The sequence below is a fragment of the Pseudomonas paraversuta genome (assembly GCF_904063065.1).
Lineage (GTDB): Bacteria > Pseudomonadota > Gammaproteobacteria > Pseudomonadales > Pseudomonadaceae > Aquipseudomonas > Aquipseudomonas paraversuta.
Map to the genome: position 1 here is coordinate 181,188 of NZ_CAJFCL010000004.1, position 25,038 is coordinate 206,225.

Genomic DNA, 25,038 nt, shown 5'->3' on the forward strand with positions numbered 1-25,038 from the left:
GGCCATTCGACGGGCGCCTTAAAGGGCCGCAAAATCGATGGTTTGATACTGTTGGGCGCCAATCCCGGCAAAATTCAGCAGCGCGGGCAGTTGCTGCGCGAACCCCTGGTAACTGTGATCGCCACCGGCCTGAATCCGCAAGACACACGCCTTGTAGTACTTTTCAGCATTACGGTAGTCCAGGGTTTCATCGCCTGTTTGCAGCCACACCTGATACCGCTGCGGGTCCTGGGGTGCCGCCACTTCAAGCTCGGCCAGGGCCTGCACATGATCCAGGGTCAGCTCCCAGGTTTCGCCACTGTAAAGATTGGTTTGGGTGCCCAGATAACCGTCGAACATCCGATGCGGGCTGACGGCCGGGTTGACCAGTAGTGCCTTGAGGCCATGCTGTTCGGCCAACCAGGTCGCATAGTAGCCGCCGAGTGAGCTGCCGACCAGCAACGGACGGTCCATCTCGCTGATTGCCGCAGTCAACTGCGCCATCGCTTCACGGGGGTGATGATGCAAGGCCGGCACCCGGAGCTGATCGCCAAGGCCCATGCCTTGCATTACCGAGATCAACTGCGTGGCCTTTTTGGACTCAGGGGCACTGTTGAAGCCATGGATATACAAGATGGAACCGGACATGCAATCACTCCCGAGTACAGATAAGGCTGAACACAACATCAATAAAGACGCGCAGTTTAGCCTGACTCAGGGGCAACTCAGTAATTGTTGGCGCTGTAATCGGGTTCAAAGACGAAGTCAGTGACGCGTGACACCCCGGTTTGCAAAGTGCCATCAGGCTGCAGGCGCAACCAGCGATAACCCGGCGCCTCACTGCTGACCTTGAAATCCGCGCTGCCGGGGGCGAACTGGATGCAGGTCGAGGGTGAGGCCAGCAACCTGACGCCGTTGCGCTGCTGATCGAACGCCTGATGCACGTGCCCCCAAAGTACGCCACGGACCTGTGGATAACGATCGATGACCTTCCAGAACTCACCGGCGTTGCACAGCCCGATCGGTTCAATCCATTCACAGCCCACCGGCACCGGATGGTGGTGCAGGCAGATCAGATGATGACGGTCCGGCGCTTCGCTCAAGGATTGCGCCAGCAACTGCAGCTGACTGTCTTGCAGATAACCCTGGCTCTTTTGCTCCACGTTCGAATGCAGCAATGTGATGCGCCAATTGCCCAGATCAACCACCGGGTCCAGCAAACGGCTTTGCACGGCCGCTTCGCGCATATGGGGCAGATTGTCATGATTGCCGGGAATCCAGCGCGCTTTGGCGCACAGCGACCCGGTCAATTGCCGAAAACGCTGGTAAGCCGCAATGCTGCCGTCCTGGGCCAGATCACCGGTGCCCAGCAGTAAATCGACCTGCGGCTGTTCGCCGCGAACCAGATCGATGACCTGCTGCAGGCTGTCTGCGGTCCTGAGCCCCAGCAGTGAACCCTCGGCATCGGCAAACAAATGGCTGTCGGTCAACTGCACCAGCAGCACCGGGTCTTCGGTGGTCAGCGTGGATACACTCGGCAAGGTGAATCTCCCGGGAGAAAGGGTTGTGTGGCAGGAGCGCGCTTGCTCGCCAGCTGTCGTGGGGCAAAGATCGCGAGCCAGCCCGCTTCTACAAATTAGTACGTCTAACGGACTTCCGCGTATTCATGCCCGCATGCCAGACAATGGCTCAGCCACTCACCCAAAAATATATTGAGCTGGGCTTTCTCGTCGGGCTGATGCATGGCCACGTTGGGGTACGGGTAAATACTGCGAAAACGCCGCGCATGCTCGGCCGCAATCACCTCAGCCATGCGCGCATCGTGGTACACCTGAACCTGCAGTTCGGGTACCGGCAGCCACGGCAGGCTGTGTTCCTGCCGTACCCGCAACGTGCTGGTGTAGGGGCAGTCCTGAATCACCTCAAGGGTCAGCACCCCGAGCATCTGGTCACCCTGGGTCACGGCGATCCGCCGTGCAACCGGTTGCTCACGCATATCGGGCAGCAACCGCATCAAACGTGCGTAGTTGGCTTCGCAGGCAGCCTGCAAGCCAATCAGGTCGACCCGGTATCGTTCACGACGCGCAATTACAACCATAACCCCCTCACTTCAGCGCGGTTAAGCGCCAGCCATTGCAGGGCAATAATGCTCGCTGCATTGGAAATACGGCCATCGCGTACGGCTTGCAAGGCATCTTCATAGGCCCAGACCGTTACCCGAATATCTTCAGCTTCTTCTTCCAGCCCGTGCAATCCGCCAACCCCTTCGGAGCTGCAACGGCCCAGATACAAATGCACAAACTCGGTACTGCCGCCCGGGGACGGAAAGTAACGGGTGATCGGCCACAAAGACGAGAACTTCAGCCCCGCTTCTTCTTCACCTTCGCGATGGGCGACTTCTTCAGGCACTTCGGCCTTGTCGATGAGCCCGGCGACCAGTTCGATCAGCCAGGGAGTCTCGGCCTTGCCCATGGCCCCGACCCGGAACTGCTCGATCAGCACCACTTCATCGCGCTGCGGATCATAGGGCAGCACACACACGGCATCGTGCCGGACAAATACTTCGCGACTGATCTCAGGGCTCATGCCGCCAGCAAACAATTCATGGCGCAGGTGTACGCGGTCAAGCTGGTAGAAACCCTTAAAACACTCTTCGCGTTTTATGATCTCTGTGGCGCTTGGCGTAGCCTTGGTGATATCAGTCATGGAAAACCTCTGCTGGCGAATTTCTCCGGGGTTGCCCCACGGCATCGGGCATCCTAACGCGCCTGCGGTCAAGGATGCAGCCCCTTTTATGACGCGGGGATAGACGGATCGCCTGCAAACCCTCTCTAATTGACACTGTTGAGCTTAGTGGCGAACCGACTCCCTTGTTGGCAGTCGAACCACCATAATTCCACCTTTCTTTCGTTGATGAAGGACGACCATGTCGCTTTTGAAATTTGCCTCCATGACTTGTATCGCCCTGACCCTGGGTGCCTGCCAGAGCGTATTCCAGCCGTCCGCGCCAAAACCGCTGGCCTTTACTGTGGACGCTTCCGAGCAAGTCAAGGCCGGATGCAGCGGCGATGAGTGCCCACTGGTAAACATCGAGACCGCGCACTTTGCAGACGCCCCGAAACTCGATGCCCTGATCGAAAACCGCTTGTTGAAAATGACTGTGGATTCGCCCGATGCAAAACTGGCGCCTTCGCTCAATGCCTACCGCGAGCAGTTCTTGCGCACCGCGGACAGCCGCAACAGCACCTACTTGCAGGCAAAAGTACGCGAGCAGCATGACGGTCTGGTGATAGTTGAACTGTCCAGTTATCTGGACACCGGCGGCGCCCATGGCATGCCGGGACGCGGCTTTATCAACTACTCCACCAAACAGCAGAAGGAAGTCACCCTGCAGGACATGCTGCTGCCGGGACAGGAGCAAGCCTTTTGGGGCGCCGCCAAAGTGGCGCACAACAACTGGCTGATCAGCAGCCATTTCGGCAACGACCCGGAATACGTGAAGAACTGGCCGTTCCAGACAACGCCGAACGTGGCACTGCTCAAGGACAACGTCGTCCTCAAGTACGACGTGTACAGCATTGCGCCGTACTCCGAAGGGCATGTCGAGTTGAAGATCCCCTACTCGCGCCTGAACGGCATTCTGAAGCCTGAGTGGTTCCCGGCTCGCGGCTAAACCCCGTCCACTGCAGGAGCTAGCTAGCTTGCTCGCAAGCTGCAAGCTTATGGCTTGCAGCTTGCTGCTTCAGACTCTGTTACGTCCCAGCACCCACTGCAGCAGCCCGGCCAGCAACAAGGCCGGCAAGGTCGCCCCCACATCCGCAAACAGATTCGCCAGCAGATGATAGGTCAGCACCCCGCCGCCCCAGGCCAGCAATGTCGACCAGCGGAATAATGAGACCGAAACCCGGGCACTGCGTTTGCGCAAAATGAAGTGATCCACCAGCACCACGCCAAACAGCGGCGCGAACACCGAGCCGATCAGCAGCAAGAAGTTCTGGTACTGCGCCAACGGCGCGAAACAGGCGATCAGGGTGCAGATCACACCAATGGTCAGCGCCAGATGCTCAACTTTGACCTGCGACAAAATCCCGCCGGAGACTGCCGCCGAATGAATGTCGGCAAAGGCGTTTTCGGACTCGTCGAGCAAGATCAGCAACAACGGAATCCCCAGCCCCGCACCCGCCAGCGCCAATAGCAACGCATTGACTTCGCCACTCGGGGCGAACGCCAGCGTGTAGGCCACCCCCAGACTCATCAACCAGAAGTTGCCAATAAAAAAGCCCAGCGCGGTGCCGCCGAACACATTTCTGGCGCGCTTGCCAAAGCGCGAATAGTCGGCGATCAACGGCAGCCACGACAGCGGCATGGCGATGGCAATGTCAAAGCCCAGTGCGAACGGCAGCGACCCGTCACCCTTTTGCGCCCACAGGGCAGGCAGATCAGCTTTGGCGAACAGGTTCCAGGTCAGCCACAGACACGCCGCCAGCAGCAGCCAGATGCCCCACTTACGCAGCACCTTGCGCACAAAAGTCAGCGGTCCGCTAACCGCGAGCAAGGTGGCCAGGGCACCAAATAACAGGGTCCACAGCATCGGGCTGGTCAACAGGCTGCCTTCGCCGAAAGCGCGGGCGCCCAGCAAGCTTGCGGCATCGCGCATCACGATGATTTCAAACGAGCCCCAGCCGATCAGTTGCAACACGTTGAGCATGGCCGGGAGCATGGCACCCCGGGTGCCGAGGCTGAGTTTGAGGGCAGCCATGGAGGACAGTCCGGTATCGCTGCCGATCACCCCGACCGAAGCCAGCAGGGCCACGCCCACCAGGGTGCCGAGGAAAATCGCCAGCAATGACCCTGAAAGACCCAGGCCCGGCGCCAGTAACGCGCCGGTCTGCAACACCATCAGGCCAATGCCGAGGGAGAACCACAGGGAGAACAGATCACGGGCGCCGAACACGCGCTTGTCACCGGGTACCGCAATGTCAGGGGAATAGGTGCTGGGTGTGTTCAAGGAATGAATCTCGAAGGGACGTTGGTTTTTTACGCTCGCAATCGCCGGCAAACCGGCTCGCACAATATCGGCGCAATCATTGTGGGAGCCGGCTTGCCGGCGACTCGGGGTTTAGATCAGACTTTTTTGTACAGCTGGCTGCCTTCCTGCTTGAAGCGCTCGGCCTGCTCCGCCAGGCCCTGGGCGACTTCTGCATCCACCGTTTCAATGCGCTGATTGGCGGCGTAGATGCGCACCTCCTGGGTGATTTTCATCGAGCAGAATTTTGGCCCGCACATGGAACAGAAGTGCGCGACCTTGGCCGAATCCTTGGGCAGGGTTTCGTCGTGGTAAGAACGGGCCGTGTCCGGGTCCAGACCAAGGTTGAACTGGTCCTCCCAACGGAATTCAAAGCGCGCCTTGCTCAATGCGTTGTCGCGGATTTGCGCCCCCGGATGACCCTTGGCCAGGTCGGCAGCGTGGGCCGCGATCTTATAAGTGATGATCCCGGTCTTCACGTCATCCTTGTTCGGCAACCCCAGGTGTTCCTTGGGTGTGACGTAACAAAGCATGGCGCAACCGAACCAGCCGATCATGGCTGCGCCGATGCCCGAAGTGATGTGGTCGTAACCCGGCGCAATATCGGTGGTCAGCGGGCCCAGAGTGTAGAACGGCGCCTCGTCACAGCACTCCAGCTGCTTGTCCATGTTCTCCTTGATCAGTTGCATCGGCACGTGGCCCGGCCCTTCGATCATGCACTGCACGTCGTGTTTCCAGGCGATTTTGGTCAGTTCACCGAGGGTTTCCAGCTCACCGAACTGTGCTGCATCGTTGGCGTCGGCGATCGAGCCCGGACGCAGGCCATCGCCCAGCGAGAAGCTGACGTCGTAGGCCTTCATGATTTCGCAGATTTCGTCGAAATGGGTATAGAGGAAGTTTTCTTTGTGGTGCGCCAGGCACCACTTGGCCATGATCGAACCACCGCGCGAGACAATCCCGGTCACGCGCTTGGCGGTCAACGGCACATAGCGCAACAACACGCCGGCGTGAATGGTGAAGTAGTCGACGCCCTGCTCGGCCTGTTCGATCAGGGTGTCGCGGAACAATTCCCAGGTCAGGTCTTCGGCCGCGCCGTTAACCTTCTCCAGCGCCTGATAAATCGGCACGGTACCGATCGGCACCGGCGAGTTGCGGATGATCCACTCGCGGGTTTCGTGAATATGTTTGCCGGTGGACAGGTCCATGACCGTGTCCGAACCCCAGCGAATGCCCCAGGTCAGCTTGGCCACTTCTTCTTCAATGGAGGAGCCCAGCGCACTGTTGCCGATGTTGCCGTTGATTTTCACCAGGAAATTACGCCCGATAATCATCGGTTCCAGCTCAACGTGGTTAATGTTGGCCGGGATGATGGCGCGCCCGCGGGCGATCTCTTCGCGCACGAATTCGGCAGTGATTTCTTTCGGGATGCTGGCGCCAAAACTGTGGCCCGGGTGCTGCTGATCCAGCAGACCGGCAGCCCGGGCTTCTTGCAACTTCATGTTTTCGCGGATGGCGACGTATTCCATCTCGGCGGTAATGATGCCCCGACGCGCATAGTGCATCTGGCTGACGTTGGCCCCGGCCCTGGCCCGACGCGGATTTTTCACGTGGGCGAAACGCAGCTTGGTCAGTTCTGCATCGTCGAGACGCATCTGCCCGAAATTGGAGCTCAGGCCCGCCAGGCGTTCAGTGTCGCCACGGTCATCGATCCACGCCGAGCGCACGTCGCCCAGGCCTTTGCGCACGTCGATCTGCACAGACGGATCGGTATACGGGCCCGAGGTGTCGTAGATCAATACCGGCGCGTTGATTTCGCCGCCAAAATCAGTGGGCGTGACATCCAGGCTGACTTCACGCATCGGCACCAGAATGTCCGGGCGCGAGCCCTGTACGTAGACTTTTTGTGATCGGGTAAACGGCTTGACCGATTGTTCATCGACCTTGGCCGAATCACTGAGATTGATCGCGTTTTTTGGTTTTGTACTCATCACGGCTCTCCAGACTGCATCCAGGCGGATTGTCGGAGGTAGAACCTGAAAAAAGCACGGATGCACCCAAGGACTGGATGCTGAGTGGCGACCTCGAACGATTGATCATTTATTGAACAATCGATCCCGGACGGCACTCAAGAGGACTCGCCGGGAGACGAGAAATCTTGTTCCCTACGCAGGCGTTAACCTGATCAGGTTCAACGGGATCCGAAATTATTCGATCTCAGCCTCATAGCAAGGCACCCCGACAAGAACCCGGCCAGTCTATTGAAGAGTGACGCAGAACGCCAACCCGATATGAACCGCGTGATGAAAGGCGCTATAACGGCATTGTTGCAAGATGCCACCACCACTACACTCGCTACGTCTTGAAACCACGAGCGTCGGAACACGGCCTCGGGCCTTTATTTTTCGCATTATTGAACTAGGGATCGCTCATGCTGCGCAAACTTTCACTGGCTATCGCCGTGTCCTGGGCGACCAACGCAATGGCGCTGGATACACAAGCCCCGCTATCCAGTCAGAACGGGCTGGTCAGCGTCTACCACGAAGCGGTCGACAACAACGCCGATCTGGCAGCTGCCCGCGCCGATTACGATGCCCGCAAGGAAGTCGTACCCCAGGCCCGTGCCGGCTTGCTGCCCAACCTGTCGGGGGGTGCCGAGTCGAGCAACGTGCGCACTTCCATTGACCAGCCATCGCTGACCACCACCCGCAGTGCCGTGGTGTATCAGGCCACACTGGCGCAGCCGATTTTTCGCGCTGACCGCTGGTTCCAGTTGAAAGCCGCCGAATCGGTCAACGAACAGGCTGCCCTGCAACTGTCGGCCACCGAGCAGAACCTGATCCTGCAAACCGCCGAGTCGTACTTCTCGGTACTGCGCGCCCAGGACACGCTGGCCTCGACCAAGGCTGAAGAAGCCGCGTTCAAGCGCCAGCTGGATCAATCGCGCGAGCGCTTTGACGTGGGCCTGTCGGACAAGACCGACGTGCTGCAATCCCAGGCCAGCTATGACACGGCACGGGCCAACCGGCTCCTGGCACAGCGCCAGGTGGCGGATGCGTTTGAAGCCTTGATCACCCTGACCAACCGCCAGTACAACTCGATTGAAGGCATGCGTCACACCCTGCCGATCCTGCCGCCGACGCCAAATGACGCCAAGGCCTGGGTCGATACCGCAGCCCAGCAAAACCTCAATCTGCTGGCCAGCAACTTTGCGGTGGCAGCTGCCGAAGAAACCCTCAAGCAGCGCAAGGCCGGTCACGCGCCGACCCTGGATGCGGTAGCGCAATACAAAACCGGCGACAACGACGGTTTTGGCCTGAGCAACCCGAATGCGCTGCAGCAGCGCTACAGCGGGGATGTGTCGCAACGCAGCATCGGCTTGCAGCTCAACATCCCGATCTACAGCGGCGGCCTGACCAGCTCGCAAGTGCGCGAATCCTATTCGCGCTTGAACCAGACCGAACAGCAGCGTGAATCGATGCGCCGCCAGGTGGTCGAAAACACCCGCAACCTGCACCGCGCGGTCAATACCGATGTCGAGCAGGTACAAGCGCGCAAACAGTCGATCATCTCCAACCAGAGTGCGCTGGAAGCCACAGAAATCGGTTATCAGGTAGGCACGCGCAACATCGTCGACGTGCTCGATGCCCAGCGCCAGCTCTATACCTCGGTGCGCGATTACAACAATTCGCGCTATGACTACATCCTCGACAACCTGCGGCTCAAACAGGCTGCGGGCACCTTGAACCCGGGGGATCTCGAAGCGCTGTCGCGCTATCTGAAGCCTGACTACAACCCGGACAAGGACTTCCTGCCACCGGACCTGGCCCAGGCCGCCGAAGCCAATATGCGCTCACCGGGCAATTGAACAACCGCCTGCAACCGCAAGGTTGCAGGCCAGCCCCGGATCAAATCTTGAGAAATCGTCCCAGGCCATCCAGCAGGCGCTGCAGCGCGCCCTGATTGGCCTGCATCACCTTCAATCCGGCTTCGCCCATGCGCTGCGCGTCCTGGGGCAGTTCAAACAGGCGCTGTAACGCAACCGCCAGTCCTTGCGCGTCATCCACCTCTTCAAGTGCCCCGGCCTCGCGCAACAGCACGGCGATTTCGAGGAAGTTGAACAGATGCGGACCGCTCAATACCGGTTTGGCCAGGGCCGCCGGCTCCAGCAGGTTGTGCCCGCCATTGGCGACCAGACTGCCGCCGACAAACGCACTGTCGGCCAGCGCATACAAAAACAGCAACTCGCCCATGGTGTCGCCCAACAGCACCTGCACCCCGGCACCGACGTGCTCGCCACTTGAGCGGCGCACGGTGGCGAAACCCTCGCGCCGGCACAGTTCGAACACCGAGTTGAAGCGCTCCGGGTGACGCGGTACCAGAATCAGCAGGGCATCGGGATGGCTGGACAGCAATTGACGATGGGCCGCGAGCACAATCGCGTCTTCGCCTTCATGGGTGCTGGCAGCAATCCACACCGGGCGGCTTTGTGCTTGCCAGTGTTCACGCAGTTCGCCGGCCTTGATCAGCAATTGCGGATCGATGCTCAGGTCAAACTTGATTGAACCTGTCACTTCCACACATTCAGGGCGGGCGCCCAATGCACGGAAACGCTCGGCTTCGGTCGCTGTCTGGACCGCGATCAGGCTCATTTCCTCGAGCATTGGCCGGGTCAGTTTGGCAAACCGTGCATAGCCCTTGGCCGAACGGGCTGAGAGCCGGGCATTGGCCAGCGCCACCGGAATGCCGCGCCGGGCGCACTGGTGTATGTGGTTGGGCCACAGTTCGGTTTCCATGATCACCGCCAGTACCGGCTGTACCCGATCCAGAAAGCGCGCCGCCGCCCAGGGCAAATCGTAAGGCAGGTAGCAATGCTGGATCCGCGGTTCGTCGGCGAACAAGGCTTTGATCCGCTCGGACCCGGTGGGCGTCATGCACGTCACGGTAATGGGCAACTGTGGATAACGCTTGAGCAACGCCCGGATCATCGGTGCGGCAGCGATACTCTCGCCCACAGACACGGCGTGCACCCAAATCCCGCCCGGCTGCAGCAGCGGAAAGTTCAGCGCGAAGCGCTCGCCCACACGCTTGGCATAGGCCGGCGCCTTGCGCGCCCGCAGCCACAAGCGAATCGCCACCAGAGGCAGCCCCAGATGAAACAGCAAGGTGTAGAGAGTTCTATTCATGGGCACAGAGTTTACTTGAAAAAGTATTACCCATGATGGCACCCGCGGACCCGGTCATGTCGAGATGTCTGGCGGATCTGTCGTAATCAAAACGCAATACACTTTTACACTCTCTAGAATGGCTTACTGTTAAATTGCCCCGCATTACTCCTCAGGACTCCACCATGAACGCCTACTACTACCTGGCCATCGCCATCTGCGCCGAAGTGATCGCCACCGTTTCCATGAAGGCGATCAAAGGTTTCAGCACGCCGTTGCCACTGATTCTGGTGATTGCCGGTTACGCCACCGCATTCTGGATGCTGACCCTGGTGGTGCGTACTATCCCGGTGGGTGTGGCCTATGCCGTATGGGCAGGCCTGGGAATCGTGCTGGTGAGCATCGCCGCGCTGTTTATCTATGGCCAGAAACTCGACGTGCCGGCCATGCTCGGCATGGGTCTGATCGTGCTCGGGGTGGTGGTGATCCAGCTGTTTTCGAAAACAGCGGGGCACTAATCCGCCCGTTACCCTGTAGTCGCTCGACAAGTCAGACCCAAGCCCCCATAAATCCTCAACGCCCACTAAAAGTCAGAGTGCGGATCAGCCTGTATACTCCCGGCCTTGTCTTTGAACGCTGAGGTCGACCATGCCATCCGTTATTTCCACCGACGTACTGATTGTCGGCGCTGGTGTTGCTGGCCTCTGGCTCAATGCCCGCCTGCGCCGCCAGGGCTTTTCTACGGTACTGGTCGAGAGCCGGACCCTGGGCGGCGCACAGACCGTAAAGTCCCAGGGCATCATCCACGGCGGTGCCAAGTACGCGTTACATGGCGCGCTGACCGGCGCCTCTGAAGCCATTGCCGATATGCCCCGCCGCTGGCGCGAAGCCCTTGCCGGTACCGGCGAGCTGGATTTGACCGGGGTACGCTTGCTCTCCGAAGCCCACTACCTGTGGTCACCCGGCACCCTGGCCGGCAATCTCACCAGCTTCTTTGCCAGCAAAGCCGTGCGCGGTCGTGTTGATCAAGTCAAAGGCGATCAACTGCCGCCGGCCCTGCAAGACCCGCGATTCAAGGGCAAGGTGTACCGGTTGGCCGAACTGGTGGTCGATGTCCCCAGCCTGATTGAACGCCTGGCCGAACTGGGCGGCGACGGTTTGCTGTCTGGCCAGAATATTGAGCCTGTGTTTGCCAACGAAGAACTGATCGGACTACGGATCGACGGGCGCGAGATCCATGCCCAACGCATCGTTTTCAGTGCCGGAGCCGGCAATGCCGAACTACTGGCCAGTGCCGGGATCAGCGTACCCGCGCAACAATTGCGGCCGCTGCACATGGTGCTGGTCAAAGGCCCGAGCCTCAAACCGCTGTACGCCCACTGTCTGGGCGGCGGCCCCAAGCCACGGATTACCGTGACCACCCATCCGGCAGCCAATGGCGAGTGGGTCTGGTACCTGGGCGGTGACATTGCCGAGGCCGATGGAGTGGCCCGCACACCGGCCGAACAAATCGCCGTGGCGCAAAAAGAACTGGGCAATTTGCTGCCGTGGGTCGATCTGAGCCAGGCGCAATGGGCCACGCTGCGGGTCAACCGGGCAGAGCCTGCACAGTCCGGACTGGTACGTCCGGACAACGCCTTCCTCGCCGACCAGGGTCGCTTGCTGGTTGGCTGGCCGACCAAGCTGGCACTGGCACCCGACTTCTCGGACCGGGTCATCACCGCACTGCACAACGACGGTATCCAGCCAGGCAATGCCCCTGTACTTCCCGAATTTGTACGCCCGCCATTGGCTCAAACCCCATGGGAGCAACTGTTGCCATGAGCCAGCCAACCCTGCACCCGTTCCACCGCCCGCTGGGCAGTACCGGCCTGATGGTTTCACCGCTGGGGCTCGGCACTGTCAAACTGGGACGTGACCAAGGGGTGAAATACCCCAGCGGTTTCAAGATCCCGGATGATGGCGAAGCGAAAATGCTGCTCAAGCTGAGTCAGGACCTGGGTATCAACCTGATCGACACCGCCCCCGCCTATGGCCACAGTGAAGAGCGTCTGGGCCCGTTGCTGCGGGGTCAGCGTCAAGACTGGGTGATTGTCAGCAAGGTCGGCGAAGAGTTCGATAACGGCGTATCACATCACGACTTCAGTGCCGCACATACCCGGCGCTCGGTTGAACGCAGCCTGCAACGTCTGGAAACGGATTTTATCGATCTGGTCCTCGTGCATTCGGATGGCAATGACCTTGCTATCCTCAACGAAGCCCAGGTCTACGAGACCCTGGCCGAGTTGAAGCGCGAAGGTAAGATCCGCGGTTTCGGCCTGTCGGGAAAAACCGTCGAGGGCGGGCTCAAAGCCCTGGAAACCGGCGACTGCGCGATGGTCACCTACAACCTCAACGAACAGGCCGAACGCCCGGTCATCGATTACGCGGCAGCCCACGGCAAAGCGATTCTGGTTAAAAAAGCCCTGGCCAGCGGTCATGTTTGCCTCAGTCCCGGGGTTGATCCGGTACGCGCCAGCTTCGAACTGGTATTTGGCCATCCCGGGGTTGCCAGTGCTATTGTCGGCACCATCAATCCGCTGCACTTGGCCCATAACGTGGCAACCGTTGCCCAGGTTCTGCGTAACCTCTAAAGCCGCCGACGCGGCCGACCCCGACGCAAGAAGGAGCCGACATGCCGCGTTCGCTGATTCGCAAAAACCCCAGCGACTTTAAGACCCTGCCGTTGTTTGTCGAAGCCACGCCCGAAGGCTTGAGCTACCAGACCATCGGCAGACCCCTGAACTTTGCGCAAACCTTGCAAAAACGCCGCCCGGTGAACGTCGCCGACAATCAGCGATTTTCCCTGGAACTGGCCAACCTCGGGGTCTCCGTCCGCCTGACGCTGAACTGGCAAGGCCGCGATTACTGGGTGCTGGTGCGCCAGCGTCGCCAGGATCGTGGCGACGTAGTGCTCAAACTGATCTCGGGCTACGTGCCTGCCCACGAGGTCAGCCTGCCCCTGCACACAGCCATCCAGGAGATTGCCGAAGAGTGCTTGCTGGAAACCCCGGAAGGCTGGCTCAGCGGGCGCTTCAACGAAACATGGCTGCCCGCGCCTTACGCCAGCGCCCTGCATTACCGAGAGGCCCTGCCCTTTCGTCTCACGCCCTTGTCCGGCGCGGCTCGCCCGGTTCGCTGTGGCAGTCAGCCATTGATCGAGCGCCCCAGGGCCTACGTGCACTTGCCGACGGCATCGCTGCAGCTGATTTACGACCTGCGCCTGGAAGTGCCCAAGGAAGCCAAGTCACTGAGCCTGTTCCACGTCGACGAACGGCTGGAGGGCGACCAGTTAGTGGCGCGACTCGACCGCAAACGTGCAGACCTGTACCTGATGCCGCTGACTGACGGCCAGCCCTGTGCCGAGCTCTACACCCTGCACAAGGATCGTCTGCACAGCGCCAGCACCCGCGGCCTGTATCTTGCCGAGAGTTTTGCCCGTCAAGAAGGCTGGGTGGTGAGTGATGAGCGCATTCGCTGGAAGGACTGGCTCGTGCAGCAAGGTTTGAGCGTGCCGGGCAAGGAGTCGAGACTAAAAAGCCTGACCGGCAAGGCACGGCAGATATTCAGGAAGGTGGTGAAGAGCAAGGCATGACACTGCAGGAGCAAGCTTTTTCAAGATCAAAAGATCGCGAGCAAGCTCACTCTTGCAGAGACGGGATCATTACTGGCCGCGGATTTTATCGACAATCGCCGTGGTCGAACTGTTTTCAACCAGCCCCAGCACTTTCACGGTGCCGCCATAAGACGTCACGATATCGGCACCCACGACCTGGTCGATCCCGTAGTCACCGCCTTTTACCAGCACGTCCGGCTTGACCTGAGCCAGCAGGTTTTCAGGGGTCGCTTCAGGAAAGCTGATCACCCAGTCCACCGCGCCCAGACCGGCCAGTACCGCCATGCGCCGGTCAACGCTGTTGATCGGACGCCCCGGGCCTTTCAGGCGGCTCACCGAAGCATCGTCGTTGACTGCAACGATCAGACGATCGCCCTGCGCCCGCGCCTGCTCCAGATAGGTCACGTGGCCGGCATGCAAAATGTCGAAGCAGCCGTTGGTGAACACTATTTTCTCGTTGTGGGCCCGGGCATCGTCGATGGCCAGCAGCAGCTGATCGAGTTTCAGCACACCGCGCTCGGAACCCTCTTCGCGCTGGATCGCGCGCCGCAACTCCGGAGCACTGATGGCAGCCGTCCCCAGCTTGCCAACCACAATCCCGGCAGCCAGATTGGCCAGCGCCACAGCGTGGGGCAGTTCTTCACCCGCGGCAATGGCCGCCGCCAGGGTAGAGATAACCGTGTCACCGGCTCCCGTCACGTCGAACACTTCGCGGGCGCGGGCCGGCAGGTGCATGGCCGCAAAGCCCGGACGCAACAGGGTCATGCCGTGTTCGCCGCGGGTTACCAGCAAGGCGCCGAGGTCCAGGTCAGCCATCAATTTGGCGCCTTTGGCCACCAGATCTGCCTCATCGGCGCAACCGCCAACGATGGTTTCAAACTCGCTGAGGTTGGGCGTGATCAGGCTCGCACCCCGGTAGATCGAGAAGTCCTTGCCCTTGGGATCGGCCAGCACCGGGATGCCCCGGGCACGCGCGGCCTGGATCAATACCTGGTGGTTTTTCAATGCGCCTTTGCCGTAGTCGGACAGCACCAGCACCTTGATGCCTTCAAGGAGATTTTCCACCTCGGCCCCCAACGCCTGCGCGTCGGTGGCGAACGGTTCTTCGAAGTCGATACGCAGCAGTTGCTGGTGGCGGCTCATGACCCGCAGCTTGACGATGGTCGGCTGGTGCGCGATGCGCTGGAACAGTGCGCGTACGCCTGCGCCCTTGAGGCTATTGGCCAGGCTGTCGGCAGCTTCGTCATCGCCGGTCACACCGACCAGAGATGCCGGCGCGCCCAGAGCGGCAATGTTCAAGGCAACGTTGGCAGCACCGCCCGGACGGTCTTCGATTTGCTCAACCTTGACCACCGGCACTGGCGCCTCAGGGGAAATCCGCGAGGTTCCGCCATGCCAATAACGGTCGAGCATGACATCGCCTACCACCAAGACAGGGGCTTGATCGAATCGCGGCATGGACAACTTCATGGAGAACCCACATACAAAATGAACAGAGGCGCGATATTAACACAGGGTGAACCCAGGTCAGTTCACGGTATTAATGCAGCGAATGAGAATCAGGCGAGGGCTACAAACCCTGATCGCCCTTAGGCATATTTATGGGCGCCGGCTGGCCGGCGCCCATAAATCAGGATGACCCTAGGCGATATCGCCGGAGGTCTGCGGGGCATCGAGCCCCATCGAGTGCAGTCGGGCGTAGTAACCGTTTTGCGCCAGCAACTGTGTATGGGTACCACGTTCGACGATCTCGCCCTGATCCATGACCAGGATCATGTCGGCTTTTTCAATCGTTGACAGACGATGGGCAATCACCAGCGTGGTGCGGCCCTTCATGACGTGATCCAGTGCCGCCTGAATATGGCGCTCGGACTCGGTATCGAGAGCCGAGGTCGCTTCATCGAGAATCAGCACCGGGGCGTTTTTGAGCAGTGCCCGGGCAATTGCCAGACGCTGACGCTGACCGCCGGAAAGCAGCACGCCGTTTTCACCGACCTGGGTGTCCAGGCCTTGCGGCAGCTGCTCGATGAAGTCCATCGCGTAAGCATCGCGCGCGGCCTTTTCGATATCGGCCCGGGGTGCACCGGCCAGGTCGCCATAGGCAATATTGTTGGCAACGGTGTCGCTGAACAGGGTCACGTGCTGGGTTACCTGGGCGATATGGCGGCGCAGGTTGAGCAAGCGATATTGTTCAATCTCTACCCCGTCGAGCAGAATTTCGCCCGAGGAGTGGTGATAGAAGCGCGGAATCAGGTTCGCCAGTGTCGACTTGCCGCTACCGGAACGCCCGACCAGAGCCACCATCTGCCCGGGTTCGGCGATGAACGATACATTCTTGAGCACTTGGCGGTCAGTGTCCGGGTAAGTGAAGTTGAGGTTACGCACCTCTACACGCCCCGTAATCTGGTCACGCTCAACGGTTCCGGTGTCCACTTCCGGTTTTTCATCCAGCTGCTCGAAAATGCTTTCAGCCCCGGCCACGCCTTTCTGGATGGTGGAGCTGACTTCCGACAACTGACGAATCGGCTTGGGCAACAAGCCGGCCAGGGTGATGTAGGCAATCATGTCGCCCGCGGAGGCATCGCCACGCAGGTAGAGCACCAGGAACATCAGGATGCCCATGGCGATATAAATGACCAGTTGCAGCATCGGCGTGTAAATCGCGCCGGTGCGGGTCATGCGCAGTTGCTTGTCCGTGTTGCTCTGGCTGGCTTGCAGAAAGCGCTTCTGCTCGTAGGTCTCGCCGCCGAAGCTGCGTACGACGCGATAACCCTGGATGGTCTCGGACGCTACGTGGGTTACATCACCCATTGCCACCTGGATTTTCTTGCTCTGTTTACGGAATTTTTTACTGGCGGTACTCACCATCACCGCAATCAGCGGCAAAATTGCGATCATCACCAGGGTCAGGCGCCAGTTCATCCACAGCAACGAGGCGAACAGGAACACCACCGTCATGCCTTCGCGGATAACCACCTTGATTGCATCAGTGGCGGCCCCGGTCACCATCGTCACGTTGAAGGTAATGCGCGAGATCAGATGGCCGGAGTTGTGCTTGTCGAAATAGCGGTTGGGCAGTACCAGCAGGTTGTTGAACAGCTGGACCCGCAAGTCATGCACCAGGCCGAGGGACACCTTGGCCAGAAAGTAGTTACCCAGAAACGAGCCCAGGCCTTGCCATGCTGCAATCAACACAATCAGTATCGGCACGGCCTGCAGCAGACGTAAATCACGCAGGTAAGGGACGCTGGGAAACAACACCGCATCCGGGTTCGACAGGCCGTCAACGAAATACTTGAGGATGTAACCAAGCATGGGTTGAGTCGAAGCGAAAATAAGGAACCCGACAATACTCAGCAGGAAAAGGCCGATGTAGGGTCGGACATAGCCTAAAAGACGCAGATAGATTCTTACGCTCGATTGGCTTTCGCTGGGGCTGGATTCAGTCATATCACGCGGCGGTTAGTAAAAAAGGATGCTGACTTTATCACAGCTTCTCTGGTGTACTGCGTGCCGGTTGGGGTGATGCCCCAAGGGGTAGCAAAAACGACATTAAATGGCCACTACGCTAGTATGGCTGTCCAAAATCTGGAATGAATTTTACCGCATGCAATTCAGCTACTTAAGTTATTCAAAACAACGGTTATTTGACTTTATTTGCCTATGGCTCCTGCCCATCGGCTTGTTATTGCTGTTATCCGACCTTTATTTTTTGCCTGGACGCAGCCTTCATCACAAACTTTATTACGCTTTTTTCAGTATCCCTACCCTGATCGCGATCGTTTTACGCCCCCGGGAACTGAAAGAAATCCTGCGCGAGCCCATCATTCTCGGTTTCATTGTGTTTTCAGCATGGGCACTGGTCAGCCTGATCTGGAGCGACACCAGCGACAGCTTCCTCGACGAGCTCAGGCCCCCCTTGCACCTGCTGATGCTGTTTCTGGGCTGCTCACTGCTGATCAAATACCGCAGTGAAAGCCTGCAGCCAGTGTTCTTCGGCGCCGCGCTGATTGCCTTGATCGCCACTGTTTATAACCTGTACATGTTTGCCCAGGCTTACGTCCCGCAAGCCCGGATGGTCGGCGCTGGTGCATTCGACAATCCACTGCTCAGCTCCCATGCCTTCGGGTTCTTTTGTATTTACTGGCTCTCGCTGGCCATGACCTGCAAACGCCCGCATGTCCTGTTAATCGCAATACCTGCCTTTGCCATCATGTTCGTGTCCCTGCTCGCTACGGGCTCAAGAACGCCTCTGGCAGCCATAGTCCTGGGCATGATCTGGCTGAGCTTCATTTGCTGGAACCGTCGCTCGCTGGCGCTGATCAGCATGCTGGCCGCGGGCGGCATTGTGGTTATGACACTGTTTTCCGAAATGATGCTAAGCCGCGGCAGCTCGTTTCGCTTTGATCTGTGGCAATTGACCCTGGAGCAAATCAAGTTGAGGCCCTGGACCGGGCATGGCTTTGACGCCTCCCTGGCCCTGCAACTGCCAGACATCGGCTACGCCTTTAGCGAGCCGCACAACTTCGCTCTGGGGGTGATTTACTACGTGGGCATTCTGGGCTTCGTGCCCTGGCTGCTCATCCAGGCATGGGCGCTGTACAGCAGCTGGCGTCATCGCGTGCAACCGCTGTTCATCCTGGCTTCCGCCTGGCTGGTGTACGGCATTGGTGCCGGCCTGACCGAGGGCGGCGGCATTCTTTCAAGACCTAAAGAGCACTGGTATCTGCTGTGGATCCCTCTGGCCCTGATCGCTGCCCTGAGCATCAATCGGCGCCTGAAAACCCTGCGTGACCGGCCTGTCCACCGGCTACCTGACGCAGCTTTCAACACCTTGAAAGCCCATGCACAGATCATTGAGGAAGACGGTCTGGGGCCTAAAGTTCTGCGTCTGGACAACGGCAACTTCCTCAAGCTGTTCCGCGAGCGTCGCTGCTACACCTCTGGCAGCTTCAATCCGTACTCGGAACGCTTTGCCGTAAACAGCGAGCGTTTGCAGACTATGGGCATTCCGGCGCCAACAATTCTCGACCTGTACCAACTCAACGACGGCAGCACAGCCGTGCTGTATCAGCCTTTGCCAGGCCAAACACTGCGCCAGGTCATGCAGTCCATGGGCTCACCCGCCGTGCGGCAAGCGCTGGTCGAACGTTTTGGCAAATTCCTGGCCCTGTTGCATGACAAGGGGGTGTACTTCCGGTCCTTGCACCTGGGCAATGTGTTGCTGATGGACGATGGCGAGTTCGCGCTGATCGATATCGCAGACATGCGTATTTTCCCCTCCCCCCTGAGAAATGCCTTGCGCCAAAGAAATCTGCGCCACATGCAACGTTACCCTGAAGACCGCCGCTGGCTGTTCGAAGAGCAACTCCCTGAGCTGCTGCAAGGCTACGCCACACTGGCATCCCCGAGCGCTGTGGAAGGTTTGCGCGTACAGGTTGCCGCGCTTTCCCGGGCGGTCAAAACTTGAGCCTGGCGAACGACAGCGTTCTCTGGGCGCTGATGGCGTATGCCCTGGCGATAGCCACCTCCGGGCTACTGCTGCGGTATTTCCCGGCACTCCAGCGCCTCCTCAGCCATCCAGGCCAAAGCCGCTATGCCAGCGTCGATGGCTTGCGCGGTTATCTGGCGTTCGGGGTGTTCGTTCACCACATGGCGATCATCTGGGTATTTCTGCATACCGGGGTGTTCGATGTGCCCAAGAGCAAGTTCTACGCCCAGATCGGACTGGCAAGTGTGGCCTTGTTCTTTATGATCACCGGCTTTCTGTTCTGGGGGCGCCTCATGGAAAAGAGGCGCGACTTCGACTGGCTGGCCTTCGCCGTGTCGCGGGTGTTTCGCCTCTACCCGCTGTACTTGCCATTGCTGGTGCTGGTGATTTTCAGCGTGTTTTATATCCAGGACTGGACGTTCAAGGACGCCCCGCTGCAAGTGGCCGGCCAGATCATGAGCTGGCTGATCTTCGACCGGCCCGACATCAACCAGTACCCGCAGACCGGCATTCTGATTTCGAACGTGACCTGGACCCTGAACTACGAAGTGTTCTTCTATATGTCACTGCCGCTGTTCGGGATGGTGTTTCTGTACCGCCGTAACTGGAGGCAGACCGTTTTATGCCTGCTGGGTATCTACGCCCTGTATCAGCTGGTCGGCTGGGAACACTCGCTGAAGAAGCACTTCCTCATGAGTTTCCTGGGAGGTGTGGCAGCAGCCTATTGGGTACGTCAGCCCAGGCTGGCGGCCTGGAGCAAGACGCCTCTTGCGGGGGGCATTGCGCTGATTGTGCTGCTGCTGGTGATTACCCAGTTTCAGAAAAGCTTCGCCTTCCTGCCTCTGGTGCTGCTGACACTGGTGTTCTCGATTATCGCCTCGGGCCACACGCTGTTCGGCGCACTGACCCTGCGCAGCATTCGCTGGATGGGCGAAATCAGCTACAGCACCTATCTGCTGCACGGTTTCCTGATTTGGCTGATGATCCAGCGTACGCCACTGATATTGCCGTTCGATACCACAGAACCACTGACCTTCGTGATGCTGGGGGCGCTGTGTTGTTGCCTGCTGATCATCGTCAGCAGCCTGACCTTCCTGTACATCGAGAAGCCCGGCATGAATGCCGGCAAAAAGGTCGTGGACTGGTTACGCCAGCGCGCGCAGGCCAGGGCCAAGGCCTGACCTGCTGAGCGAGCTTGTTCGCAAGATCCGGTCGTTGAAAAGGCTCGCGAGCCAGCTCATTCCTGCAGGCAGGTCCTAGTCTTTTTCCAGCGGCGAAAAATACAGCCGCCCCAGGCCCCGCCAGGTCTTGCCCGTCCAGTGCCGGAACGGGATTTGAGCCAGCAGCTCCCGGGCAAGGGCGCGGTTGCGGTTGGCGGTTTTCAGGAACATGGAATTGAGAAACTTGTACCGCACCTGGTCATACAGCGGGTGATCGCTGAATAACGCGTAGGTTTTCAGAATGCTGTCGATCATGAACCGGTGGTTTTTGTACGAGTTGGTGGCGTGCTTGCGATAGCGCGCCATCACCACGTTCAAGCCATCAATGAAGTACCCGGCATGGGTGACCTTCAGCTCGATATACAGGTCTTCCAGGCGGATCTGCGGATCGAACCCCCCCACTTTGTCCAGCGCCTCACGACGAATCATCAGGGTCGGGGCCGGCGGATAAGGCTTGCGCTCAAGAAACATGTCTTCGAAATCGAGACGGCGAAACGGTACGTCACGGCGCTGGCGCTTCTCCGGGAACAGATTGCCCTCGGCATCAATCAGCTCGATGTTACCCGCGCAAATACCGACTTCGGGCTTGCCGTCCATGTAGGCGACCTGAACTGCAATGCGGTCCGGCATCATGATGTCATCCGAACCGAACGGCACAATCAGGCTGCCTTTGGCGCGGGCAATCGCGCCGTTGAGGGTGTTGGTCAGGCCCTGATTCTGCTGTACCCGAAAGTCGAAACCATGGGCTTGCTGCAGGCGCTGAATGCGCTCGACGCTGTCATCCGGCGAACCATCATCGATAACCAGCAACTCGATATTGGGATAGGTCTGATCCAGAACGCTCTGGATGCTTTGCTCGATATACGGAGCATGGTTGTAGGAAGCGATGATCACCGTTACCAGTGGCTGCGAGTCTGTCATGGGTGATCCTTACGTGCCTGGCTCAAGCCAGAGTCAATCAAGTCCAGATACTCCTGACGGAACACCTCAATGTCATGGTGCTCCTGCAGGTAACGATACGCCTGCTCGCCCTTGGCCTGCAGTGCTGCATCCGGCAATGCCAGGTATTCATCCAGCGCAGCGGTCAGTGTCACCACGTCACTGGGTTTGACTGCCAGACCGCCTGCCCCCTCAATCAACGGCAGCATGGCCGGGACATTGGTAGCGATGACCGGCAAATGCCCGCTCATGCCTTCCAGCAGCGCCAGCCCCAGGCCTTCAGCGAGCGAAGGCATGGTCCAGATATCGAAGGCGCGAACGTACTGCAGTGCGTTCTCCTGAAAGCCCAGCAGGTGTGCCCGCCCCTCAAGCCCCAACTGCCCGATCTGCTCGCGCAAACGCGCCTCTTCGCGGCCAGCACCAATAATTGCCAGTTGCGCCTGGGGGTATTTGTCTTTCAGGGCGGCGAAAGCCTGCAGCAAAAAACGATGGCCCTTGATCGGCACCAGGCGACCCAGCGCGCCAATCATCCGCGCATCCTGATCCAGGCCGAGCTTTTCGCGCGCCTGCTGGCGTGGCAGCTGCAAAGCCTCGGCCTGCTCGATGTCGATGGCATTGGTAATGGCGTAGGTATTCTGCTCAGTGAAACCGCATTGGCAGTCGAGCAAGTACTGTTTGACCGCAGGCGATACGCCGACAAAACGCCAGGCTTTATCGATCAGGCGTTTGGCCTGACTGCGCCGGTAAAAGCGGTCGTACTCGCCAAAACCGTGGGAAATCCCCACACACAACGGGATTTTCAGCCAGCGGTTGAGTTGCAGCATCATGTTCACCGGCTTGAAGCGGTTGCAAATCACTACATCGAACTGTTCTTTACGACAGAACTTGTATAACGCCCACATGGCACGGATACGCATGCCCTTGAGCGACTTGTCGCTGAACTCGAAATACACCGAATGATCGGCCTTGCTCACTGGTTCGCCCGGCCCCGGACGACCACGCAAAAATGCCGCCGTGATTTCATAGCGCTCGCTGGGCAGCGCGCGCACGATCTGCTCGGCAAGGTCGGCAAAGTCATGGGATTTGACGTTGTAATCGGGCTGCAACTGCAAAACCTTTGAACGCTTCATAACTCTCCCCGGTGGAATCCGGTGGCATCAATAACCCAGGAGGGCTCTGCAGCCAGACACTGGATTGAAGCTGGATCGGGCGTTGGCAACTTCGCCCACTCATTACGCTTCCAGCACACGAAGTGAAAGTACGCAAAGGTATGATCGCCGTCACGATCATTCTTCAATATGCCATTCTTCCAGAACCACTTGGCCGGGAAGTTTTCAGTGCCGTCATGCCACTTTATGCAGCCACCCGGCGTGCTGAAGGCCTCGGTAAAGTCACTGGTACGACGAAGCGGATTGAACTTGCCCACCAGTTCAAATAGTGGTTTGGGGAAATTCTTGCGCCACAGGAAGATACGACTGAAAGCCCCTTCGTCCAGCGCATGATGCTGATCGTCGGTAAACCGCTGCTGCCAGCCCTCTATTTTCTTGAACAGTTCGAGCTTGCAGCGTGTATTGCGCATCAAGCACAGATGCCCCGCCACTCGTCGCTCGTGGGTCGAAAACAGATCAAACCTGGCCAGACGCTCCGCCGTGAAATAACTGCGCAAATCGCCGTAGATCAGATCGATATCGCCAAAAGCCCAGAAGTCATAGCCTTCCAGGCAGTCTTCATGGATATAGCCCAGAGCGGGCTTGATATCGCACAGTTTGTAGGCATTTTTGGGCGCGAAATTGATCTCCAGGCGCTGCGAGACCTTGCGGCAATAATCAGCAAAACTGATGGTCTGGACTGTCACGTTGGCAGGCAGGTTTTCAGGTACCCCACAGTCACTGAAAAACTGCCAGTCAATATCAGGGTTGTGCCGACAACTTTGCAAAAAAAACGGCATCCAGAACGGCCATTGGCCGAAGTACGGGATGATAAATAAAATACGTGGCGTTGGTTTTATCACTGGGAACTCAATGTAAAGGTCGAGATTAGAGCCAATGCTATGGCCCTGCTTACTGTGCTTTTATTATTGGAGCAGCCAGAAAAGCTCATGACGCCTGACTGCTTTGCGGAAAAACTCATTCTCACCATAAGGTGATGGCTTTCTGCCTGCAAGGAGCTGTTGTATAGAGCGACGCACCCGCCGCTTGAGCGCGGCACGGGGTTGCAGGTCGTGCATCATGCCCAGTGCCATGGCCTTGTCGTGCTGCTGCGCAAGGGTCAGCGACAAACTGCAAGGCTGCAATACCAGGGCCGGGTTGAATACAGGTGGCAATGCAATGCCATCACCGCTATCGCCCATTGGCCAGCGATCGTTATCGTGCAGATGGTTGGCATACCCCAGAATCGTCGTCGGTTGCCACTCCAGCCCTTGCAGCGCCTCAAGAACAGCGGCGTGGGCACAGATGTGGTCCGGGTGCGGGTCGATTGCAGGATGCGGCAGCACCATGACTTCGGGGCGCGCCCGCAGGATCAAGGCGCGCAAGTCCGCCAGCAGGTTGTTCCAGGTCGGGGCGCCATCCAGATCACCGGGCAGCGCAAACGGATTGAGCTGACGAAACAGGCGGATATCGCTCAGGTCAGCTTCGCGAGAGGCAACGGGCTGATCGGGGGCCGCCTGCATCGCAGGGAGCTGCAGGCAAAAATACCCCAGCTGCGCGCAATGGGCTTCGGGTACGCCCGCCCAACGCGGTACCACCAGGCTGTCCCAGGCCCGCAGACGGCCCTTGAGTCGCGCCGCTTCGGCGCGTCCAAGGCCCATCTGCTGATAATGCCCGGCTTCAATTTCGCCAGCGGTCAGGGTCACGATCCAGGCCTCTGCGGCCTGACTGTACAACCCGAAAGCGGCCAGCTCGGCATCGTCGGCATGGGGAGCGATCACCATGACCCGCTGATCCCGGTAGTCGGGCTGGCGGAACACCCACAGTTCGGGCTCGCCCGCCACTCGGCAAAAACGTCCTTGCAGGCGCAACGTGTCGCTGGCCAGCGATGACGCAAAGCCGCTCAGATTCAGATAGCGCAGGCCGTTAACCCCCCGCTCGAAGGTCTGTTTATCCGTCGCCTGGGCGGCGAACAGTTGCACGAACGGATCGACAAAACGTCCGAGTATCCCGGCCTTGATCCTGACCGCCAGAATCAGGGTTTCGTCGCCGGTCAGGCTCGGAGGCTGATCGACTACCAGCCTTTCGCCCTCAAGACGTATCGCCACACGCTCGGTGTCCGGCGCAAAGCTGTACTGATAATCATCTTTTGGTGAATAGAACAGGTGGTCGGCAAACCAGGCTTCATGGGCCACCCAGCCCAGAACCGCCAACACCGGCGGCAGCCACCAGGCCAGCAGCACACCGCTGGCAATCAACAGCAGCAGGCCAATCAGCAGACCCACGCGTTTGTTGCGCCGATGGCGCTTGAGGAGTTGTTGTTTGCGGCTCATGGCTTTTGCTCTAAGGCTTTTATTTCCTGTAGGAGCGAGCTTGCTCGCGATCTTTTCACGCAATAACGGAAAGCTCGCGAGCAAG

At 59.0% G+C, this 25,038-nt stretch carries 21 protein-coding genes and 1 riboswitch; of the genes, 8 read left to right on the forward strand and 13 right to left on the reverse strand.

Going from position 1 to position 25,038, the window contains the following annotated elements:
• Window positions 1–18: 18 nt before the first annotated feature.
• From JQ845_RS09755 to JQ845_RS09770, 4 genes are all read right to left on the reverse strand, one after another.
• On the reverse strand, window positions 19–627 hold the full coding sequence (locus tag JQ845_RS09755; RefSeq protein WP_003438973.1) for a YqiA/YcfP family alpha/beta fold hydrolase: 609 nt from the start codon (window positions 625–627) through the stop codon (window positions 19–21).
• A gap of 77 nt (window positions 628–704) precedes the next feature.
• Complete coding sequence (gene cpdA, locus JQ845_RS09760; RefSeq protein ID WP_003438971.1) at window positions 705–1,520, reverse strand: 3',5'-cyclic-AMP phosphodiesterase; 816 nt, start codon at window positions 1,518–1,520, stop codon at window positions 705–707.
• A 104-nt stretch (window positions 1,521–1,624) separates the two neighbouring features.
• Window positions 1,625–2,077 carry a DUF1249 domain-containing protein gene (locus JQ845_RS09765; protein ID WP_003438969.1) on the reverse strand — a complete coding sequence of 151 codons (453 nt, stop codon included), beginning with the start codon at window positions 2,075–2,077 and terminating at the stop codon, window positions 1,625–1,627.
• Complete coding sequence (locus tag JQ845_RS09770) at window positions 2,068–2,685, reverse strand: NUDIX domain-containing protein (protein WP_003438967.1); 618 nt, start codon at window positions 2,683–2,685, stop codon at window positions 2,068–2,070. The genes JQ845_RS09765 and JQ845_RS09770 overlap by 10 nt, the downstream gene beginning before the upstream one ends.
• Before the next feature lie 220 nt (window positions 2,686–2,905).
• Here JQ845_RS09770 and JQ845_RS09775 point away from each other — a divergent pair, with 220 nt between their 5' ends.
• Entirely contained in the window at window positions 2,906–3,652 is a 747-nt protein-coding gene (locus tag JQ845_RS09775) for an RsiV family protein (protein WP_003438965.1), read from the forward strand.
• A 69-nt stretch (window positions 3,653–3,721) separates the two neighbouring features.
• Here JQ845_RS09775 and cytX read toward each other — a convergent pair whose 3' ends face one another.
• The gene (gene cytX, locus JQ845_RS09780; protein WP_037001306.1) at window positions 3,722–4,987 is read right to left on the reverse strand and encodes a putative hydroxymethylpyrimidine transporter CytX; all 1,266 of its coding nucleotides are present in this window, start codon (window positions 4,985–4,987) and stop codon (window positions 3,722–3,724) included.
• 116 nt (window positions 4,988–5,103) lie between these two features.
• Window positions 5,104–6,993, reverse strand: coding sequence for a phosphomethylpyrimidine synthase ThiC (gene thiC / locus JQ845_RS09785; protein WP_010656259.1), 1,890 nt, complete (start codon window positions 6,991–6,993; stop codon window positions 5,104–5,106).
• Window positions 6,994–7,147: 154 nt separating this feature from the next.
• Window positions 7,148–7,253: riboswitch (TPP riboswitch) on the reverse strand.
• Between the two features lie 180 nt (window positions 7,254–7,433).
• Here thiC and JQ845_RS09790 point away from each other — a divergent pair.
• The gene (locus tag JQ845_RS09790) at window positions 7,434–8,870 is read left to right on the forward strand and encodes a TolC family outer membrane protein (RefSeq protein WP_003438959.1); all 1,437 of its coding nucleotides are present in this window, start codon (window positions 7,434–7,436) and stop codon (window positions 8,868–8,870) included.
• 40 nt (window positions 8,871–8,910) lie between these two features.
• On the opposite strand, the gene waaA is transcribed toward JQ845_RS09790, so the two are convergent.
• A complete protein-coding gene (gene waaA, locus JQ845_RS09795) occupies window positions 8,911–10,188 on the reverse strand; it encodes a lipid IV(A) 3-deoxy-D-manno-octulosonic acid transferase (protein WP_203008933.1) in 1,278 nt (425 codons plus the stop codon).
• A 164-nt stretch (window positions 10,189–10,352) separates the two neighbouring features.
• On the opposite strand from waaA, the gene JQ845_RS09800 reads away from it, so the two are divergent.
• The 4 genes from JQ845_RS09800 to JQ845_RS09815 all read left to right on the forward strand — a co-directional run bounded on the left by JQ845_RS09800 (window position 10,353) and on the right by JQ845_RS09815 (window position 13,801).
• Complete coding sequence (locus tag JQ845_RS09800; RefSeq protein WP_003438955.1) at window positions 10,353–10,685, forward strand: DMT family transporter; 333 nt, start codon at window positions 10,353–10,355, stop codon at window positions 10,683–10,685.
• Window positions 10,686–10,815: 130 nt separating this feature from the next.
• On the forward strand, window positions 10,816–11,991 hold the full coding sequence (locus JQ845_RS09805) for an NAD(P)/FAD-dependent oxidoreductase (protein WP_202211085.1): 1,176 nt from the start codon (window positions 10,816–10,818) through the stop codon (window positions 11,989–11,991).
• On the forward strand, window positions 11,988–12,800 hold the full coding sequence (locus JQ845_RS09810) for an aldo/keto reductase (protein WP_127195731.1): 813 nt from the start codon (window positions 11,988–11,990) through the stop codon (window positions 12,798–12,800). The genes JQ845_RS09805 and JQ845_RS09810 overlap by 4 nt, the downstream gene beginning before the upstream one ends.
• Before the next feature lie 41 nt (window positions 12,801–12,841).
• Window positions 12,842–13,801 carry a hypothetical protein gene (locus JQ845_RS09815; protein ID WP_003438949.1) on the forward strand — a complete coding sequence of 320 codons (960 nt, stop codon included), beginning with the start codon at window positions 12,842–12,844 and terminating at the stop codon, window positions 13,799–13,801.
• A gap of 69 nt (window positions 13,802–13,870) precedes the next feature.
• Here the strand turns inward: JQ845_RS09815 and hldE are convergent, their stop codons facing one another.
• Complete coding sequence (hldE, locus tag JQ845_RS09820; RefSeq protein ID WP_003438946.1) at window positions 13,871–15,292, reverse strand: bifunctional D-glycero-beta-D-manno-heptose-7-phosphate kinase/D-glycero-beta-D-manno-heptose 1-phosphate adenylyltransferase HldE; 1,422 nt, start codon at window positions 15,290–15,292, stop codon at window positions 13,871–13,873.
• A 171-nt stretch (window positions 15,293–15,463) separates the two neighbouring features.
• Window positions 15,464–17,272 (reverse strand): lipid A export permease/ATP-binding protein MsbA, encoded by a 1,809-nt coding sequence (msbA, locus tag JQ845_RS09825; protein ID WP_003438945.1) that lies wholly within the window; start codon window positions 17,270–17,272, stop codon window positions 15,464–15,466.
• 157 nt (window positions 17,273–17,429) lie between these two features.
• Here msbA and JQ845_RS09830 point away from each other — a divergent pair, with 157 nt between their 5' ends.
• Window positions 17,430–19,292 carry a bifunctional O-antigen ligase/aminoglycoside phosphotransferase family protein gene (locus JQ845_RS09830; protein WP_203008998.1) on the forward strand — a complete coding sequence of 621 codons (1,863 nt, stop codon included), beginning with the start codon at window positions 17,430–17,432 and terminating at the stop codon, window positions 19,290–19,292.
• Window positions 19,289–20,494, forward strand: a complete 1,206-nt coding sequence (locus JQ845_RS09835) for an acyltransferase family protein (RefSeq protein ID WP_161719309.1) — start codon at window positions 19,289–19,291, stop codon at window positions 20,492–20,494. Before JQ845_RS09830 ends, JQ845_RS09835 begins: the two co-directional genes overlap by 4 nt.
• A gap of 75 nt (window positions 20,495–20,569) precedes the next feature.
• On the opposite strand, the gene JQ845_RS09840 is transcribed toward JQ845_RS09835, so the two are convergent.
• The 4 genes from JQ845_RS09840 to JQ845_RS09855 all read right to left on the reverse strand — a co-directional run bounded on the left by JQ845_RS09840 (window position 20,570) and on the right by JQ845_RS09855 (window position 24,953).
• The gene (locus JQ845_RS09840; RefSeq protein ID WP_127195728.1) at window positions 20,570–21,454 is read right to left on the reverse strand and encodes a glycosyltransferase; all 885 of its coding nucleotides are present in this window, start codon (window positions 21,452–21,454) and stop codon (window positions 20,570–20,572) included.
• Window positions 21,451–22,602 carry a glycosyltransferase gene (locus JQ845_RS09845; RefSeq protein WP_127195727.1) on the reverse strand — a complete coding sequence of 384 codons (1,152 nt, stop codon included), beginning with the start codon at window positions 22,600–22,602 and terminating at the stop codon, window positions 21,451–21,453. The genes JQ845_RS09840 and JQ845_RS09845 overlap by 4 nt, the downstream gene beginning before the upstream one ends.
• Window positions 22,599–23,483: a DUF6625 family protein gene (locus JQ845_RS09850; protein WP_203008934.1), complete on the reverse strand. Its 885-nt coding sequence runs from the start codon at window positions 23,481–23,483 to the stop codon at window positions 22,599–22,601. Before JQ845_RS09850 ends, JQ845_RS09845 begins: the two co-directional genes overlap by 4 nt.
• Before the next feature lie 63 nt (window positions 23,484–23,546).
• The gene (locus tag JQ845_RS09855) at window positions 23,547–24,953 is read right to left on the reverse strand and encodes a PIG-L deacetylase family protein (protein ID WP_203008935.1); all 1,407 of its coding nucleotides are present in this window, start codon (window positions 24,951–24,953) and stop codon (window positions 23,547–23,549) included.
• Window positions 24,954–25,038 lie beyond the last annotated feature (85 nt).

Excerpts from the sequence above, each read along its gene's own strand:
- JQ845_RS09755 (WP_003438973.1), bottom strand. The coding sequence starts at position 627 with ATGTCCGGTTCCATCTTGTATATCCATGGCTTCAACAGTGCCCCTGAG.
- JQ845_RS09765 (WP_003438969.1), bottom strand. The coding sequence starts at position 2,077 with ATGGTTGTAATTGCGCGTCGTGAACGATACCGGGTCGACCTGATTGGC.
- JQ845_RS09770 (WP_003438967.1), bottom strand. The coding sequence starts at position 2,685 with ATGACTGATATCACCAAGGCTACGCCAAGCGCCACAGAGATCATAAAA.
- JQ845_RS09775 (WP_003438965.1), top strand. The coding sequence starts at position 2,906 with ATGTCGCTTTTGAAATTTGCCTCCATGACTTGTATCGCCCTGACCCTG.
- thiC (WP_010656259.1), bottom strand. The coding sequence starts at position 6,993 with ATGAGTACAAAACCAAAAAACGCGATCAATCTCAGTGATTCGGCCAAG.
- JQ845_RS09790 (WP_003438959.1), top strand. The coding sequence starts at position 7,434 with ATGCTGCGCAAACTTTCACTGGCTATCGCCGTGTCCTGGGCGACCAAC.
- waaA (WP_203008933.1), bottom strand. The coding sequence starts at position 10,188 with ATGAATAGAACTCTCTACACCTTGCTGTTTCATCTGGGGCTGCCTCTG.
- JQ845_RS09800 (WP_003438955.1), top strand. The coding sequence starts at position 10,353 with ATGAACGCCTACTACTACCTGGCCATCGCCATCTGCGCCGAAGTGATC.
- JQ845_RS09805 (WP_202211085.1), top strand. The coding sequence starts at position 10,816 with ATGCCATCCGTTATTTCCACCGACGTACTGATTGTCGGCGCTGGTGTT.
- JQ845_RS09810 (WP_127195731.1), top strand. The coding sequence starts at position 11,988 with ATGAGCCAGCCAACCCTGCACCCGTTCCACCGCCCGCTGGGCAGTACC.
- JQ845_RS09815 (WP_003438949.1), top strand. The coding sequence starts at position 12,842 with ATGCCGCGTTCGCTGATTCGCAAAAACCCCAGCGACTTTAAGACCCTG.
- hldE (WP_003438946.1), bottom strand. The coding sequence starts at position 15,292 with ATGAAGTTGTCCATGCCGCGATTCGATCAAGCCCCTGTCTTGGTGGTA.
- msbA (WP_003438945.1), bottom strand. The coding sequence starts at position 17,272 with ATGACTGAATCCAGCCCCAGCGAAAGCCAATCGAGCGTAAGAATCTAT.
- JQ845_RS09830 (WP_203008998.1), top strand. The coding sequence starts at position 17,430 with ATGCAATTCAGCTACTTAAGTTATTCAAAACAACGGTTATTTGACTTT.
- JQ845_RS09840 (WP_127195728.1), bottom strand. The coding sequence starts at position 21,454 with ATGACAGACTCGCAGCCACTGGTAACGGTGATCATCGCTTCCTACAAC.
- JQ845_RS09845 (WP_127195727.1), bottom strand. The coding sequence starts at position 22,602 with ATGAAGCGTTCAAAGGTTTTGCAGTTGCAGCCCGATTACAACGTCAAA.
- JQ845_RS09855 (WP_203008935.1), bottom strand. The coding sequence starts at position 24,953 with ATGAGCCGCAAACAACAACTCCTCAAGCGCCATCGGCGCAACAAACGC.